Consider the following 15,447-nt stretch of genomic DNA (forward strand, 5'->3'; position numbering starts at 1 on the left):
TGCTGATGGTTTTCCGCTGCCGTCCGCGAATTTGTCCCGGTGCTGGCTGCAGCTACTGCCTTTCGGCTTTGTCCGCCGGTTCGAAGCGCTGGCCGTTCCAGCGCTGCAGGCGGTAGGGATTGTCCGAAAGCTCATGCGACGGGTTGAATGCGAGATCGCCAATCACGGTTTTGAAGGCCGTGCCGGACGCCAGTATCTCCGGCGCCGGTTTCGACTGCGCCTGGGCCGCTTCCGCCAGCGCCGCCGTCAGTTCGGTGGCGGCATAGGCTGGAAGGACGTAACCTTCGGGTTCGATGCCTGCGGCGCGCAGTTCGCCGGCCGCCCCCTGCGCCGAAGGCAGTGTGTCATAGGCCGGGCGCGTGATGGCCATCACGTTCGCAGCCAGTGCGAGGGGGGTGTTGGCGGCGTTCAGCGTATCGCCGCCCAGAATGGTGAGCGGAAAATTCTCTGAAGCGGCGTCCCGTGCCACGACGGCGATATCGTTTCGTTCCGCGCCGATGAAGACATGGGTAATGCCGGTGCGCGCCAGCCGGCGCACAAGCGCCACCTGCTGTTCCTGATTGGGTCGCATCGTATCGGCAAAGGTGGGCTTCAGCCCGTTTTCCTCCAGCGTAGAGCGGATACGGTCGACCAATTCGCGGCTGTAGATCGTGCCGTCATCCACGAGCCCGATCGGGTGGCCTTTCCAGTCGCGAAGAATGACTTCCGCAGCCCTTGCCGATTCGGCCCGATCCGATGGGGCGAGGCGAAAAAGCGGCCAGCCATATTTCAGCGCGTCCTCCATCAGGATGGGTGCGCGGCTGGAAAGCGTGATGGCCGGAATGGCCGCGGCCTTGAGCGGCGGCAGAACGTCCTGAAGCGTTTCCGTGCACAGGAAGCCGATCGCGGCGCTGACTTTCGCCGCCACGAGGCCATCGGCAATCGCGCCGCCACTGCCGTCTTCGCAGCTCTCGTGAATCTCCACGACATCCAGGCCGAGTTTTGCAGCTGCCGCCTTGGCGCCCTGCCGGACCTGTTGCCCGAGAAGCTCGTAGGGACCGCTCTGCGGGGCAACGATCCCGATCGATGCCGCGCTTGCGGAACCCGCAAAGGCAAAACCGGCGATGATCGTTAGCAGGCGAAGTGAAAGCATGACGTGGTCGAAATCCTGTTGTCCCGATCTGATGTTTATCGGCACCAATCGGTTTTCCAAAGGAAAAATCGCCGGTCGTCCATCATAATCGCACGCCGGGGCCTGGACTGCGGCAGCTTGGCTTCGATGTCGGGCGATCCGAATGCCGAGATGGACGCGGCATCTTGTGGTTGTTGCCGTCGGCCGATAATGGTGCCTCGCGGCCATGCCGCAGCGCTGCTCTTTTTCGCCCCGCTATCTTCTTTCTGTCCCGCTTTACTGAAGAAGTATTTCATAAATCCGCCACGTGCCGTTTTACTTCATAAAACTATTACAAGTGGCGCGTATAAGCACACTCCAGCGAAGGCCTTGTTGCTGATTATGCCTTTTGCAGTGCACGTCATAAATCTGCACATTTTATTTTCATATCTGTAATTTATTGATATCTAAGTTTAATATAGAAACCTTCTAATTCCCCACCTCTTTTTCGCCATGTTTTTTTCGCATTTGCGAGAAGAATTGCTTGACGGAAAGTAAATGATTAGCTTAGATGGAATTGTTTCAGGGGACGACTGAAATTGGCTGTAAAAAGCCTCGGAAAGTGTTCCGATTATAAGCACTGCCAGACTATATTCGCTTCTATATTCTATTTTTTTTATTACGTATAAACCGCTTCAGGAAACTGGGGCGGTTTTTTACATAGCTCTAATTTAGGCAATTTAAAATTGAGTTCGGAGAACTTAACGCAAAGCCATTCTCTCGCGATAAGCGTTCCAGGAAAGAAATGGCGTGGATTAAGCGTGCCGTTGTCCAAAATTCTGGCTTTGACCCAATCAGATCCGCCGTTTTCGATTTTGAAAATTCCGCATCCGACGTCATTATTCGACGCCCGGGGCTGCCTCAGCATTATTTCAGAGCGGCCAGAGCGTCCTTTGCAAAGGCTGAGATCGGCTCAGGAAGTTTGTCGAGATCGAACCAGTCGATGGCGGAGAGCTTATCCGGCTCCGTAAGCGAAGGCTGACCCGTTGTGTCGCGGGTGACGAAGATCAGGGAGACCCAGTGATGGCGGTCCACTGCGTCGATAAATTCGCTATGGCAGAGAAATTCGACGTGGCCGATCGTCAGCCCGGTCTCTTCCTCGGCTTCGCGCCGCGCCGCGGCTAGCGACGTTTCGAGGTGATCGACTTTGCCGCCAGGGATGCTCCAATACCCGGCTTCCGGCGCTTTCATGCGCCGGCATAAAAGGAGGCGGCCTTCACGCAAAATGACAAGGCCCACGCCGACGCCCGGAAAATCGAGGCCCGGCTTGATGGTCGACGTCATCGTGTCCATTGCTGTGGTCAGGCCTTGGCGTTGGCCACGATCAGCATGAAGGCGGGAATGTCATCGCCGAAGCCAACCGGTGTCGGGCCATCGTCATGGTCGCGATAGTGGCGGCGACGGTCGCGGTTGTCGTCATTGGCGTGCAGCGGATTGCGACTGTTGCGGTCGGAATTGCGCGGGGCCTTTTCCTGCTTGCGTTCTGCTTTCACCTTGTCGTCTCCATGAGCCGCGATATCTGCGTCCGCAGCGGATTGTGCGCCCTGATTGATGTTTTCGACCGGTGCGGCGTCCCGGCGGTTACGGTCGCGGCCTCTGCCGCCCCGTTCCTTGCCCCGACGGCCGGAATTGCTTTCGAAGCTTTCCATCGGCGCGGGGAGGGTGGAGAGATCACCGTTCAGCCACTCGATCTTTTCGCCGATCAGCTTTTCGATGGCGTCGAGATATTTGGTGTCGCTTTTGGTGACGATGGTGAAAGCCTTGCCCGAGCGGCCGGCACGGCCGGTGCGGCCGATGCGGTGAACATAGTCTTCCGAATGAATGGGAATATCGAAGTTGAAGACGTGGCTGACATCGGGGATATCAAGCCCGCGTGCGGCGACGTCCGAGGCGACGAGCAGCTTCAGATTGCCGTCCTTGAAGTTCTGCAGCATCGTCGTGCGCGAACGCTGGTCCATGTCGCCATGCAGCGCGCCGACGGAAAAGCCGTGGCGGTCGAGCGAACGGAAAAGATCGGCCACATCCTTCTTGCGGTTGCAGAAGATGATGGCGTTCTTGAGTTCAGCCTCTTCGGCGCGGACGAGATCGCGCAGGACGGCGCGCTTTTCGTAGTCCTTGTTATGGGCGGCGACGATGCGCTGGGCAACGGTCTTTGCAGTAGAGGAGGGCTTGGCGACCTCGACACGGACGGGGTTCTGCAGGAAGCGATCAGCCAGCTTCTGTATTTCCGGCGGCATGGTGGCCGAGAAGAACAGCGTCTGGCGGGTGAAGGGGATCATCTTGGCGATGCGCTCGATGTCGGGAATGAAGCCCATGTCGAGCATGCGGTCGGCTTCGTCGATGACAAGGATTTCCACGCCGGTCATCAGCAGCTTGCCGCGTTCGCAATGGTCAAGAAGGCGGCCAGGGGTGCAGATCAGCACATCGGCGCCACGTTCCAGCTTGCGGTCCTGGTCTTCGAAGGAAACACCGCCGATCAGGAGGGCGACGTTCAGCTTGTGATTCTTGCCGTATTTCTCGAAGTTCTCCGCCACCTGTGCCGCAAGCTCGCGCGTCGGCTCGAGGATCAGCGTGCGCGGCATTCTGGCGCGTGCGCGGCCCTTCTCAAGCAGGGTCAGCATCGGCAGAACGAATGACGCGGTTTTGCCCGTGCCGGTCTGTGCGATACCGCAGATATCACGCTTTTCCAGCGCCGGCGGAATGGCGCCAGCCTGAATGGGTGTCGGCGTCGTGTAGCCGGCATCTGCAATAGCGGAAAGAACTTTTTGGCTCAGGCCAAGATCAGAGAATGTTGTCAAAGGAAGAACTTTTTCCGTTCTGGTTCGGTAAGAACACCTGCGTGCCGCGACGGCACTTGCAAAGACTTGGCGCGGGGATATGCCCAAATTGCCGGAAAGTCAAGGAAACAACGGGAAAAGCGCGTTAAACGTGCCGCTCGCGGCTGGGCTTTTAAGCCTCAGGCGCGGTTTTTCGGCATTTATCGTTAAAAGAGCAAAAAAAGCGTTAAAACCGGGACGCTATTTCAAATAGGTTTTAAGCTCTGCCCCGGCGATCAGAAACCGCATCGGATCCACGGGCGTATCGTTGCGGCGCACTTCATAATGCACGTGCGGACCGGTGGAACGGCCGGTGCTGCCGGCGCGGCCGATTACGTCGCCGGCTTCGACCCGGTCGCCGGCCTTGACCAGAATGGCGGAGAGATGGCCGAATCGGGTGGACACGCCCTGGCCGTGATCGATCTCGACCATATTGCCGTAACCGCCGGAATTTTCCGCCACCGTCACCTTTCCAGCGCCGGTGGATTTGACGTCTGCGCCGGTCTCGGCACGAAAATCGATGCCGGTATGTAGCGCCGGGCGGCCGAGAAACGGATCCATCCGATTTCCGAATCGACTGGTGATAGCCCTGCCGGGTGCCGGGTTGCCGAAGGGCAGGGTCGTCGCCGTTTCCCTGACGACGTCCAGCCGGTTGAGAGCGGTGTCGAGATTGGTCAGCGACAGGCTGAAGGGATCGGTTTCGCCGCGCTCTGGCTCCGCATAGGGTCCGCCCATGTCGGCGGTGCCGCTCTCATCGATCTTGAGCCCGGCCTGGCGGATAATGTCCTGCATCGCACTCGCCTTGTCTTCGGCGTCGCTCGTCAGTTGCGCTATCCGCGATATCTGCTGGCGCTCGATGTCCTTCAGCGACAGAGTTACCTTTGAAAATACGCGATCGGCGCGGTCCGAGGGCGTCTCGCCGCCTTCCGGCTGGTAAGCAGCCCGTCTGTCGTTCGCGGTGGGTTGTTCCGGCTGTGGTGGGCGCGGTGTCATCAGCTTTTCGATCGCCGAGAGACCGCCCGACAGATCGGCGCGTTTTTCCGGCGCCATGGCGTTTGAAAGGGACGAGGGTGCTGTCGGCGACGTCGCGACGCCGGAGTTTTCCGCGCGTTCCAGCAGTTCGCTCATGCGGCCGTGCCGCGAGGTCAGCGCCGCCTGCTGTTGCAGAAGCTTTTCCACTTTCTTTTCAACGACCTGCTGATCCAGCAACTGCCTGGAGGTGACGCGGTCCACCTGGGCTCTCAGGGCTGCGATGCGGTCTTCGTAATCGTTCTGAATGCGGGTCTGGCGCGCCATTGTCGCGCCGATCAGGTCGTCCCGCAGGATAAGGTAGCCGGTGGCGCCGAGATAACCGAGCGAAAAAAGGCCGATCGTGCAGCCGGCAAGCGCCGCCATCCACGGCCGGATGGTCATGTGCCGCACCTTGTCGCCGCGCGCGAGAATGAGCACGTGCGGCTCACGCTTTTTGCCAAATACCCGGTTTTCCGCCGTATCAGTCACAATCTCTCTCCGGACTGGCCGATTTCTTGAAGGAAATCATAATTCGTTAAGGTTAACGAAGTTTTGCCGGAGTGGCGTTTCGGCAGCGTCGGCTACTGGCTGACGGATGTGAGCGAGCGGTAAAAGGATGGCGTCAGGCCGGCCTCGGCGCGGGCAAGGTCATTAAAGGGCGGTTTCAAAGGGCCGCGGAAATTGGCGCGCACCAGTTGCCTGAAGGTTGCGGCCGGATCCTTTTTCTCACGGGCACAGAGGAACCGGAACCATTTTGCACCGATGGCGACGTGGCCCTTTTCGTCATTATAGATGACGTCCAGAACGGCAGCGCTTTCCAGATCGCCGGTTTCGCGCATCTTCGCCTGCAGGGAAGGGGTGACGTCCAGTCCGCGCGCTTCGAGGATGAGCGGCACGACGGCAAGCCGTGCGGTGAGATCGTTGCGGGTGGAATGCGCCGCTTGCCACAGCCCGTCATGGGCGGGCAGATCGCCATAGTCGGCACCGAGGCTTCTCAGCCGGTCGCGCACCAGCCGGAAATGTTTTGCCTCCTCGAAGGCGACCTGCATCCAGCCATCGAAAAAGGAGTGCGGCACCGGCTCGCTGGCATAACGGGCGACAATGTCGAGCGCGAGATCGACGGCGTTGAGTTCGATATGGGCAATGGCGTGCAGCAGCGCGATACGGCCCTTGACGCTGTGAAGCGAGCGGCGTTCCACTGCGGTCGGCGGAACGAGTTCCGGCTTTTCCGGCCTGCCCGGGCGCTCTGGCAGGGGCGGGTCCAGCGGAGAGCGCAGCGACAGGCGGCGCTCCAACCACCGTGTCGCCGTCTCCTGTGCGAGCGCGGTCTTCCTGTCGAGATCGGCGCTTGCGACAGCATCCGTCGCACCACCGCGCAGCGACGTGATTTTGAACGGGGGCATCACAACGGGTTGGTCCCTCAGAGTTTCTTCGCTGCGTCGAGAACGGCCTGGGCATGGCCGGCGACCTTCACCTTGTTCCAGATCTCCGCGATCTTGCCGTCCGGTCCAACGAGGAATGTGGTGCGCTCGACACCCATGTATTTTTTCCCATACATGCTTTTTTCCTTCCAGACGCCATAGGCTTCCAGAACCTTCCTCTCTTCGTCAGACGCGAGCATGACGGAAAGCGAATGTTTTGCCGCAAACTTGTCGTGGCTTTTGACGCTGTCGGGCGAGATGCCGATGACAACCGTGTTGGCCGCTTCGAATTCGCCGCCCAGCGCGCTGAAATCGATCGCTTCGGCGGTGCAGCCGGACGTGTCGTCCTTGGGGTAGAAATAAAGAACGACGGCCTTGCCTTGGAGTTTGGACAATGTCACCGTCCCTTCACCGTTGCGGGGCAAAGTGAAATCGGGAGCCGGGCCGCCAATTGTCAAGTCTGTCATAATCTACCTTTCTTTCGCCGGGATGTTGAGTGAAAGTTGCCACATTCGATATATAGCGAAACCGCGCGTCGTCCAGATCACGATTGGGATTTCAGATCGTTTCGACCTCAAATCCCAATCGTGATCCGGGTCAAGGAATTTGAGCGGGATTCCAGACGAGGACCGCTTACACTTTTCGCCATCCCGCTCCGGTGTTGCGGCGAAACAAAAGCTATTCAGGGGCAAATACGGGCGTATGGCTGAAGTCAGGGGTGAAAAGGTCAAGTTCGGCAGGCGCGATATCGTTGCGCTGCACGATCTGCCTTCGGCTCAGGCCGAGGATCCCATCATCGTGCATTGCCCGCCGCCGCGTTCCATGGCGCGTGCTTTCCTCAAGGTTTTCGCGGCTCTTTTCGTGCTCGCCTTCCTCTCTATCGGCGGCATCATTCTTTCCGTCGAGACCGGTTCGATTGACAATGCGCTGTCCAGCCAGGCGCAGCAGGCGCTGGAACGGGCGCTCGGACCGCATTACAGCGCGCGAATCGGATCATCGGCGATCAGGTTCTCCACCGGACTGCGCCTTGCGCTGGTGGCGGAGGATGTGGATATCGTCGAGAAGGAATCCGGCCAGCATCTGAGCAGGGCGCGGGCGATCGGCATGGCGCTCGATCCCCTCGCGCTTCTGGCGGGTCGCGTGTCGGTGGAGAGCCTAGAAGCCGACGGGATGGAGCTGGATACGGCGCTTTTACCCAAGGGCAGCGGGTTCGATCTTGCCAGCGTCAAGCTCGACGCCGTGCCGCTGCAATTGCAGGAAGCCTTCGGGCAGCTCGACAAGCTGGCACAGGCTTTCCTGAGCAGCGGAACCGAGGAAATCGATATTTCCAGCGTTTCCGTTCATCTGCCGCCGGGCGAACTGGGCAAGCCGCGCACCATCGAGGTGCGGGAACTGTCGCTGACGCCAGACCAGCAGGGCGGCTATTCGCTTGACGGGGAAACGCTGTTCAACGGCGAAATCGCCAGCGTGTCACTCAAGACCTCAGGTGCCGGCGGCGTGATCGACGGTTTCCAGGCCCGTATCGATGGCTTCGACATTGGCCCGTTTCTGGAAAAATACGATCCGGACGGAAACCTCCATGAGGGGCTGAATGTCAAGACGGGCATCAACATCGTTGCCCGCCGGGCCAAGGAGGGGCAGGAGCCGCGTCTCGACATCTCGCTCGGCCTCGGTAACGGCACGCTTCGGATCGGCGGCGAGGCCCAGCCCTTCACGGCCGGCACGGTGAATGCACGTTACGATTTCGCAAAAAGCACGCTTGTCATCGACAACTCGCGGGTGGAACTTGGACGTACGATCATTCCGGTCGCCGGCGTAATCAGCGATACGGAGGAGGGTTTTGGTCTGTCCCTCCGCATCGACGATGCGGTTGCTTCGTCCGAAGCCTCGGGCGAGGCCCCGGTTCCTTTCAGCCTGAAGGCGGACGGTCACTTCACGGCTGCGACGAAGCAACTCGACGTTTCATCGCTTTATGTCACGAGCCCACTCGGAGACATGGCGGGATCGCTGAAAATGCGGTTCGGCGAAGGGTCGCCCGAAATCAGCTTCGGCGGACAGATACCGAAGATGGAGGCCACGGCGGTCAAGCAGCTCTGGCCTTTCTGGATGGCGCACAAGCCGCGCGACTGGGTGGTTTCCAATCTTTATGGCGGCACGGTCACCAATGGCTCCATCGCAATCTTCATCCCGCAGGGCCGGATGTGCGGTCCCGGTTGCCCGCTGGTGCTCGGCGAGAGCGAAATGCAGATTCGTTTCGACATTGACGATACGCGCCTTAACACCACCGGCGACATTCCGCCCCTGCGTGATGTCGATGCGCATTTCGATCTCGTAGGCGGCAAGATGGCCGTCGAAATCAAGCGGGCGACGTCCTATTTCCCGTCCAACCGTTCGCTGGCGCTTGAGAACAGCCGGTTCGTGATTTCCTCGGTTTATGACAAGCCTCTGCTTGGAAATCTCGAACTCAGCGTATCGGGCTCCGCAGATGCCGTAGCGGAGCTTGCGACACTGAAGCCGATCAATGCGCTCAAGGACACGCAGTTCAAGCCGGAGGATTTCGCCGGCGATGTGCAAGCCAATGCGAAACTGACCATCGGCCTGCTTTCCAGCCAGAACCCGCCTCCGCCGGTGTGGACGGCCGATCTCGATCTGAAAAACCTGTCGCTGACGAAACCCTTCGCCGGCCACAAGGTGACGGCGCTCGACGGCTTCATGACGTTGAACGACCGTCAGCTCCTGCTTCAGGGCAAAGGCCGCGTCGATGACGTGCCGATGGATATCGAGATGACGGAGCCCGTGCGCAAGAACAGCGGTGTGGCTCCCACCCTGTCCCTGAAGGCCACGTTGACCGAGACACAGGTTGCCAAACTCGCGCCGGAGCTGTCCTCGGTTCTCGGTGGCACAACCGTTTTGGAGATCGACGGTGCCGATCCCAAACGCCAGGACGTACGGCTCGATCTGACCAAGGCGTCGATCATTCTTCCAGGGCTTGGCTGGAGCAAGGGCATCGGCATTCCGGCAAAAGCCGCCTTTACCATGGAAGTGGCGGACGGTCGCACCGCAATCACGGATTTTTCCCTTGATGGCGATGGTTTCGGTGCCGCCGGCGACATTGCCTTCAACAAGAGCGGTCTGATCTCGGCCGATCTCAGCCGCGTGCAGCTGTCGCCCTCCGATAATTATGCCGTTTCGTTGGCTGCTTCGAAAAACGGCTATATTATCAATGCTTCCGGAAAATCCGCGGATCTAAGGCCTTTCCTGTCGAAGCTGCGCAGTCCCGCCGGCGGTGGCGATGGTACGTCTCGTTCGCAGCCATCTCTTTCCATCAAGGCGCAGTTTGACAAGGTCTACGGGTTCAACGATGAGATCCTTGCCAATGTCAATTCCGATGTCAGCGTGCGTGACGGCAAGGTGCGCTCGATCGATTTTCGCGGCGTGACCGGCAACGGACAGGCGGTGGTCGCGCAGACCACCAATCGCGGCGCGACGGGGACTGTGACATTGACCAGCAGCGATGCGGGTTCGCTCGCGCGGTTTGCCAATATCTACAGCCGCATTCGTGGCGGTCTTCTCAACCTCGCACTGACGACCGCCAATGGCAGCGACTGGAGCGGCTCGCTGGATCTGCGCAATTTCTCCGTGGTCAACGAGGCCAAGTTGCAGGACATCGTCGCAACGCCCACGGGCGAGGATGGCAGGAGCCTCAACAATGCGGTCCGCCGCAACATCGATGTCAGTTCGGAGAAGTTCCAGCGCGGCTTTGCTCGGGTTGTGTATGTCAACGGTTCGATCGCGGTGGAAAACGGGGTTGTGCGCGGTGAACAGATCGGCGCAACGTTTCAGGGGCTGCTGAAGGATCAGAATGGCCGCATGGACATGACCGGCACCTTCATGCCCGCCTACGGGCTGAACCGGCTGTTCGGCGAGTTGCCCTTTATCGGCATCTTCCTCGGCAACGGGCGCGACCGCGGCCTGCTCGGCATTACCTTCAAGCTTTCCGGCCAGACGGACCAGCCGAAGCTGACGATCAACCCGCTGTCGCTGATTGCGCCCGGTGTTTTCAGGCAGATTTTCGAGTTCCAATAAAAAGGGCCGCTTTCGCGGCCCTTGATGCGGGTTTGGCGCTGGTTTACGCCGGGCGAACCAGCACGTGCTTCTTCTTGCCTACCGACAGCTTGATGATGCCATCACTCGTCACTTCGCCGGTGCCTATCATCTGGCGCTCGTCGGAAACGCCCTGATCATTGATCTTCACCGCACCGCCCTGAACATGGCGGCGGGCCTCGCCATTCGAACCGGCGAGACCTGCGCGGACGATGAGCGAGAGGACGCCGACGCCAGCTTCAAGTTCGGAGGCCGGAACCTCGATGGAAGGCAGGTTTTCGGCCAGCGCGCCCTCTTCGAAGGTCTTGCGCGCCGTTTCCGCGGCTTCTTCAGCAGCGGCACGGCCGTGCAGGATCGCGGTTACCTCGGTCGCCAGGATTTTCTTCGCCTCGTTGATTTCCGATCCACCGAGCGTAGCCAGACGCGCGATCTCTTCCATCGGCAGGGTCGTGAAGAGCTTGGCGAAGCGAACGACGTCGGCATCTTCGGTGTTGCGCCAGTATTGCCAGAAATCATAGACCGGCAGCAGGTCCTTGTTCAGCCACACGGCGCCCGAGGCCGACTTGCCCATCTTCGCACCCGAGGAGGTGGTCAGAAGCGGCGAGGTCAGCGCGTAAAGCTGCGGTGTCCCCATGCGGTGACCGAGGTCGATGCCGTTGATGATGTTGCCCCACTGGTCAGAGCCGCCCATCTGCAGGCGGCAGCCCGTGCGCTGGTTCAGTTCCACGAAATCGTAGGCCTGCAGGATCATGTAGTTGAATTCGAGGAAGGACAGCGACTGCTCGCGGTCGAGTCGTGTCTTCACGCTGTCGAAGGACAGCATGCGGTTGACCGAGAAGTGGCGGCCGACGTCACGCAGGAATTCGAGATAGTTCAATCCGCGCAGCCAGTCGGCATTGTTGATCATCAGCGCCGGGTTGCCGGGGCGGTCGTAATCGAGGTAGTTGGCGAAGACGTGCTTGAGCGAGGTGATGTTGTCCTCGATCATGTCGATCGTCATCAGCTTGCGGGCCTCTTCCTTGAAGGAGGGGTCGCCTACCATGCCGGTGCCGCCACCCATCAGCGAGATCGGCTGGTGGCCGGTCTGCTGCAGCCAGTGCAGCATCATGATCTGGGTGAGGTGGCCGACATGCAAACTCGAGGCCGTCGGGTCATAGCCGATATAGGCGGTCACGGTTTCCTTGGCGAACAATTCGTCGAGACCTGCCTCATCGGAGATCTGGTGAATGAAGCCGCGCTCATCGAGCGTGCGGAGGAAATCGGACTTGAACCTGGACATAACCTTTTACTTTCTGGTTTGATCTTTACGGCCATCGAAAACCGGTGACCGTCGCGGCTTTATCATTGTTTTTTGAAATGTGCACCCGTTTCGGCCATGAATGTCGGGATTCAAGGTCAGCATGATTCGAGATTGCAGGGGAGCGACAGGTGGGTGAGGTGAAAACGGCAATCGGACTGATGAGCGGCACGTCGATGGACGGCATCGATATCGCGCTTCTGCGTACCGATGGCGAGAGCGTGGTGCGGCATGGGCCAAGCGGCTATTTTCCCTATGATCCCGGCCTGCGGGCCATCTGGCAGAAGGCGCTGACGACAGCCAAATCCATTCGCGAACGGCGTGAGCGTCCGGGCGATCTTGGTGAGGCTGAACGGAAGCTGACGCTTGCCCATGCGGCGGCGGTGAAATCCTTTCTCCATCGTCACCGGCTTCTGCCTGGCGAAATCGATGTCATCGGCTTTCATGGCCAGACAGTGCTGCACCGGCCGGATGAGGCGCTGACGGTGCAGATCGGTGACGGACCTTTGCTGGCTGAAGAAACCGGTATCGACGTGGTCTACGATATGCGCGCCAATGACATGGTGCATGGCGGGCAGGGCGCGCCGCTCATTCCGGCCTATCATATGGCGCTGTCCGCCAACCTACCTGGCGGGTTTGAGACGCCTGCGGTCTTCGTCAATATCGGCGGTATCTCCAACCTCACCTTCATCGGTGAAGCTGGCCAGCTTGCCGCTTTCGATAGCGGCCCCGGCAATATGCTGATCGACCAGTGGATCGAGGCGCATACCGGCAAGGCTTTCGACAAAGGCGGCAGGACGGCGGCGGGTGGCAGCGTCATTGCCTCGCTGGTGGCGAGTTATATGGAAAGCCCGTTCTTTTCCAGTAATATTCGCCGTTCGCTGGATCGCAGCGATTTTGCGCCCCCGGAAAAGGGTGAGGTCTCGCTGGCCGATGGTGCACGGACTTTGGCGCATCTGACGGGGGCCGCCATTCTGAAGTCGGCAAGCTATCTGCCGGAGGCGGCGAAGACCTATGTGGTCTGTGGTGGCGGTCGGCTCAATCCGGTGATCATGGCGGAGTTTGCAGACCTAGCCGCAAAGGTCGGAGCGCGGGTGATTGCGGCGGAAGAGGCGGGGTTCGATGGTGGGGCGATGGAGGCGGAGGCCTGGGCCTATCTGGCCGTTCGGTCGCTGAAGGGGCTGCCGCTGACCTATCCCGGTACGACGGGGGTGAAGGAGCCGGTGACGGGTGGGGTTTTGGTGCGATGCTGATGACGTTGGCGGGTGGGGCTTACCCCCCTCTGCCCTGCCGGGCATCTCCCCCTCAAGGGGGGAGATCAGCAGGAGGCTTACTCTTCGCCTCAGCTGGGACGTTCAAGATGGCCGAAAGGTTGTGCTACGATTCGATCTCCCCCCTTGAGGGGGAGATGCCCGGCAGGGCAGAGGGGGGTAAGCCAAGCCCGCCGGGATCATAATAGGTCGATCAAGGCCTGCTTTAAATACGCCCCAAATCACCGAATACGCTTGGCAGCCGGTTCCGGCACAAGCTCGCCGTTCAGGCGACGGTCGAGATAGTCCTCGCATTCGCCCATCAGCTCATCCACCTTGCCGTTGAAGAAGTGGTTGGCGCCGGGGACGGTGCGGTGGGTGATGAGAATGCCCTTCTGCGTCTTCAGCTTTTCGACCAGGCCGTTGACATCCTTTTCGGGCGCGACCTTGTCGGAATCGCCGTTGATGATGAGGCCAGAAGACGGGCAGGGCGCAAGGAAGGAGAAGTCGTAGGTGTTCGGCTGCGGGGCAATCGACATGAAACCTTCGATTTCCGGGCGGCGCATCAGAAGCTGCATGCCGATCCAGGCGCCGAAGGAGTAACCCGCCACCCAACAGCTCTTGGAATCCGGATGCAGGCTCTGCACCCAGTCGAGCGCCGAGGCGGCATCGGACAGCTCGCCCGCACCGTGATCGAACTCGCCCTGGCTGCGGCCAATCGAACGGAAGTTGAACCGGAGCGTCGTGAAACCGCGCTTCTGGAAAAGATAGAAGAGCTGATAAACGATCTGGTTGTTCATCGTGCCGCCGAACTGCGGGTGCGGATGAAGGATGATCGCGATCGGCGCGCTCTTTTCCTTGGAGGGTTGATAACGGCCTTCGAGGCGACCCGCAGGGCCGTTAAAGATGACTTCGGGCATTGGTACTCCGGTCGTGTTTTTTCATTCTCCAACCGCATTCTTCCGATGAGAAGACTTGACGAACTCTGTCATCTTTTCTAGAACGCAGTTTAGAATAATTCGAAACTTTGCGTGTGCTAAAGCACTCGGGTGGTGTCATAAGGCAAGCGCAACTGTAATTTCAAGAAAAATGCGTTTTCGCGCATTGAAGATTGGATGAAGCCTTTCGGCGATGACGGTTTTGACGCGCACATATATGGACTGGAACGCCACGGCGCCGCTTCTGCCGGCCGTGCGGGAGGTGCTTGTGTCTGCGCTTGATCTTGCCGGCAATCCGTCTTCCGTCCACCGGGAAGGGCGTGCCGCCCGCGCGGCCGTCGAGACGGCTCGCCGGGAGGTTGCGGCGCTTGGCGGCGCTGAGCCGGCGCATGTGACTTTCACCAGCGGTGCGACGGAAGCGGCCAATCTGGTGCTTGTGCCGGAATTCAGGATGGGACGCAGCCCGGTTCGGGTAAGCCGGCTCTATGTTTCCGCCATCGAGCATCCGGCATTCCGCGAAGGTGGCCGTTTCGAAAAGAGTGACGTAACGGAAGTTCCCGTTACGTCAGCGGGTGTCCTTGATCTTGCCGCTCTTGAAGCGTTGCTGTCTTCGCATGACAGGTCGTCCGGGCTGCCGCTGGTCGCTTGCATGCTGGTTAATAACGAGACCGGCATCCTTCAGCCTGTGGCGGAAGCGGCGCGGCTGGTTCATGCGGCGGGCGGTCTGATGGTTGTCGACGCTGTTCAGGCTGCCGGCCGCGTGCCGCTCGATATCAACGCGCTCGATGCGGATTTCCTTGTGATTTCGTCTCACAAGCTCGGTGGCCCGAAGGGTGGCGGCGCTCTTATCTCGCGCGGCGAGGTGATGATGCCGAAGCCGCTGATCCATGGTGGCGGCCAGGAAAAGGGCCATCGTTCGGGTACGGAAAATACCCTGTCGGTCATCGGTTTCGGTGCCGCTGCGGCTTTTGCCTCCCGGAATGTCGAGGTTGAGGCGGCGCGTCTTTCCGCGCTGCGGGCGCGGCTGGAAAACGGTATGCGCGTGAACGCGCCTGATGTGATCATCCACGGTGACGATGTCATGCGCGTCGCCAACACAACGTTTTTCACGCTTCCGGGCCTGAAGGCCGAGACCGGGCAGATCGCCTTCGATATAGAAGGTATCGCACTGTCGGCAGGGTCGGCCTGCTCATCGGGCAAGGTGGGCGAAAGCCATGTGCTGAGCGCGATGGGGCGCGATCCCAAGCTCGGCGCGCTCCGGATTTCGATTGGCCACGCGACTGACGAGGCGGACATTGAACGGACGCTCGCGGCGTTTGCGAAAATTGCCGGACGGCGCAAGCTTTCCGGTCAGGCCGCGTAAAATGCGGCAAAGAATTGCGGATTAGCAATTTTCCGCTTGCCGGGATGTGTGAAAAGCGCCATCCCGCACCTACATGGGTATAAGCTCTGCCCCGGCT

Annotated in this window: 11 protein-coding genes; 3 read left to right on the forward strand and 8 right to left on the reverse strand. The window is 59.9% G+C overall.

All coding sequences use genetic code 11. The annotated features are described in order from the left end of the window. Nucleotides 1-52: 52 nt before the first annotated feature. From FHW77_RS07570 to bcp, 6 genes are all read right to left on the reverse strand, one after another. Nucleotides 53-1,132, reverse strand: a complete 1,080-nt coding sequence (locus tag FHW77_RS07570; protein ID WP_022556480.1) for an ABC transporter substrate-binding protein — start codon at nucleotides 1,130-1,132, stop codon at nucleotides 53-55. 885 nt (nucleotides 1,133-2,017) lie between these two features. Next, the gene (locus tag FHW77_RS07575; RefSeq protein ID WP_004442420.1) at nucleotides 2,018-2,443 is read right to left on the reverse strand and encodes an NUDIX domain-containing protein; all 426 of its coding nucleotides are present in this window, start codon (nucleotides 2,441-2,443) and stop codon (nucleotides 2,018-2,020) included. An 8-nt stretch (nucleotides 2,444-2,451) separates the two neighbouring features. Further along, nucleotides 2,452-3,948 (reverse strand): DEAD/DEAH box helicase, encoded by a 1,497-nt coding sequence (locus FHW77_RS07580; protein WP_004442417.1) that lies wholly within the window; start codon nucleotides 3,946-3,948, stop codon nucleotides 2,452-2,454. A gap of 219 nt (nucleotides 3,949-4,167) precedes the next feature. Beyond that, on the reverse strand, nucleotides 4,168-5,466 hold the full coding sequence (locus FHW77_RS07585) for a M23 family metallopeptidase (protein WP_004442415.1): 1,299 nt from the start codon (nucleotides 5,464-5,466) through the stop codon (nucleotides 4,168-4,170). A gap of 92 nt (nucleotides 5,467-5,558) precedes the next feature. Next, nucleotides 5,559-6,380 (reverse strand): ferritin-like domain-containing protein, encoded by an 822-nt coding sequence (locus FHW77_RS07590; RefSeq protein ID WP_004442413.1) that lies wholly within the window; start codon nucleotides 6,378-6,380, stop codon nucleotides 5,559-5,561. A gap of 17 nt (nucleotides 6,381-6,397) precedes the next feature. Beyond that, nucleotides 6,398-6,865 (reverse strand): thioredoxin-dependent thiol peroxidase, encoded by a 468-nt coding sequence (bcp, locus tag FHW77_RS07595; protein ID WP_004442409.1) that lies wholly within the window; start codon nucleotides 6,863-6,865, stop codon nucleotides 6,398-6,400. A 235-nt stretch (nucleotides 6,866-7,100) separates the two neighbouring features. Between bcp and FHW77_RS07600 the strand changes: the two genes are divergently transcribed. Further along, nucleotides 7,101-10,484 carry a YhdP family protein gene (locus FHW77_RS07600; RefSeq protein WP_004442406.1) on the forward strand — a complete coding sequence of 1,128 codons (3,384 nt, stop codon included), beginning with the start codon at nucleotides 7,101-7,103 and terminating at the stop codon, nucleotides 10,482-10,484. Nucleotides 10,485-10,527: 43 nt separating this feature from the next. On the opposite strand, the gene tyrS is transcribed toward FHW77_RS07600, so the two are convergent. After that, entirely contained in the window at nucleotides 10,528-11,781 is a 1,254-nt protein-coding gene (gene tyrS / locus FHW77_RS07605) for a tyrosine--tRNA ligase (RefSeq protein ID WP_004442404.1), read from the reverse strand. A 149-nt stretch (nucleotides 11,782-11,930) separates the two neighbouring features. Between tyrS and FHW77_RS07610 the strand changes: the two genes are divergently transcribed. Continuing rightward, nucleotides 11,931-13,052: an anhydro-N-acetylmuramic acid kinase gene (locus FHW77_RS07610; RefSeq protein ID WP_004442400.1), complete on the forward strand. Its 1,122-nt coding sequence runs from the start codon at nucleotides 11,931-11,933 to the stop codon at nucleotides 13,050-13,052. Nucleotides 13,053-13,291: 239 nt separating this feature from the next. On the opposite strand, the gene FHW77_RS07615 is transcribed toward FHW77_RS07610, so the two are convergent. Continuing rightward, entirely contained in the window at nucleotides 13,292-13,969 is a 678-nt protein-coding gene (locus FHW77_RS07615; RefSeq protein ID WP_003522662.1) for an alpha/beta hydrolase, read from the reverse strand. Between the two features lie 211 nt (nucleotides 13,970-14,180). On the opposite strand from FHW77_RS07615, the gene FHW77_RS07620 reads away from it, so the two are divergent. Beyond that, a complete protein-coding gene (locus FHW77_RS07620) occupies nucleotides 14,181-15,350 on the forward strand; it encodes a cysteine desulfurase family protein (RefSeq protein ID WP_004442397.1) in 1,170 nt (389 codons plus the stop codon). The last annotated feature ends 97 nt before the right edge of the window (nucleotides 15,351-15,447 follow it).

The organism is Agrobacterium sp. RC10-4-1 (assembly GCF_014138475.1).
Taxonomy (GTDB): Bacteria; Pseudomonadota; Alphaproteobacteria; order Rhizobiales; family Rhizobiaceae; genus Agrobacterium; species Agrobacterium pusense.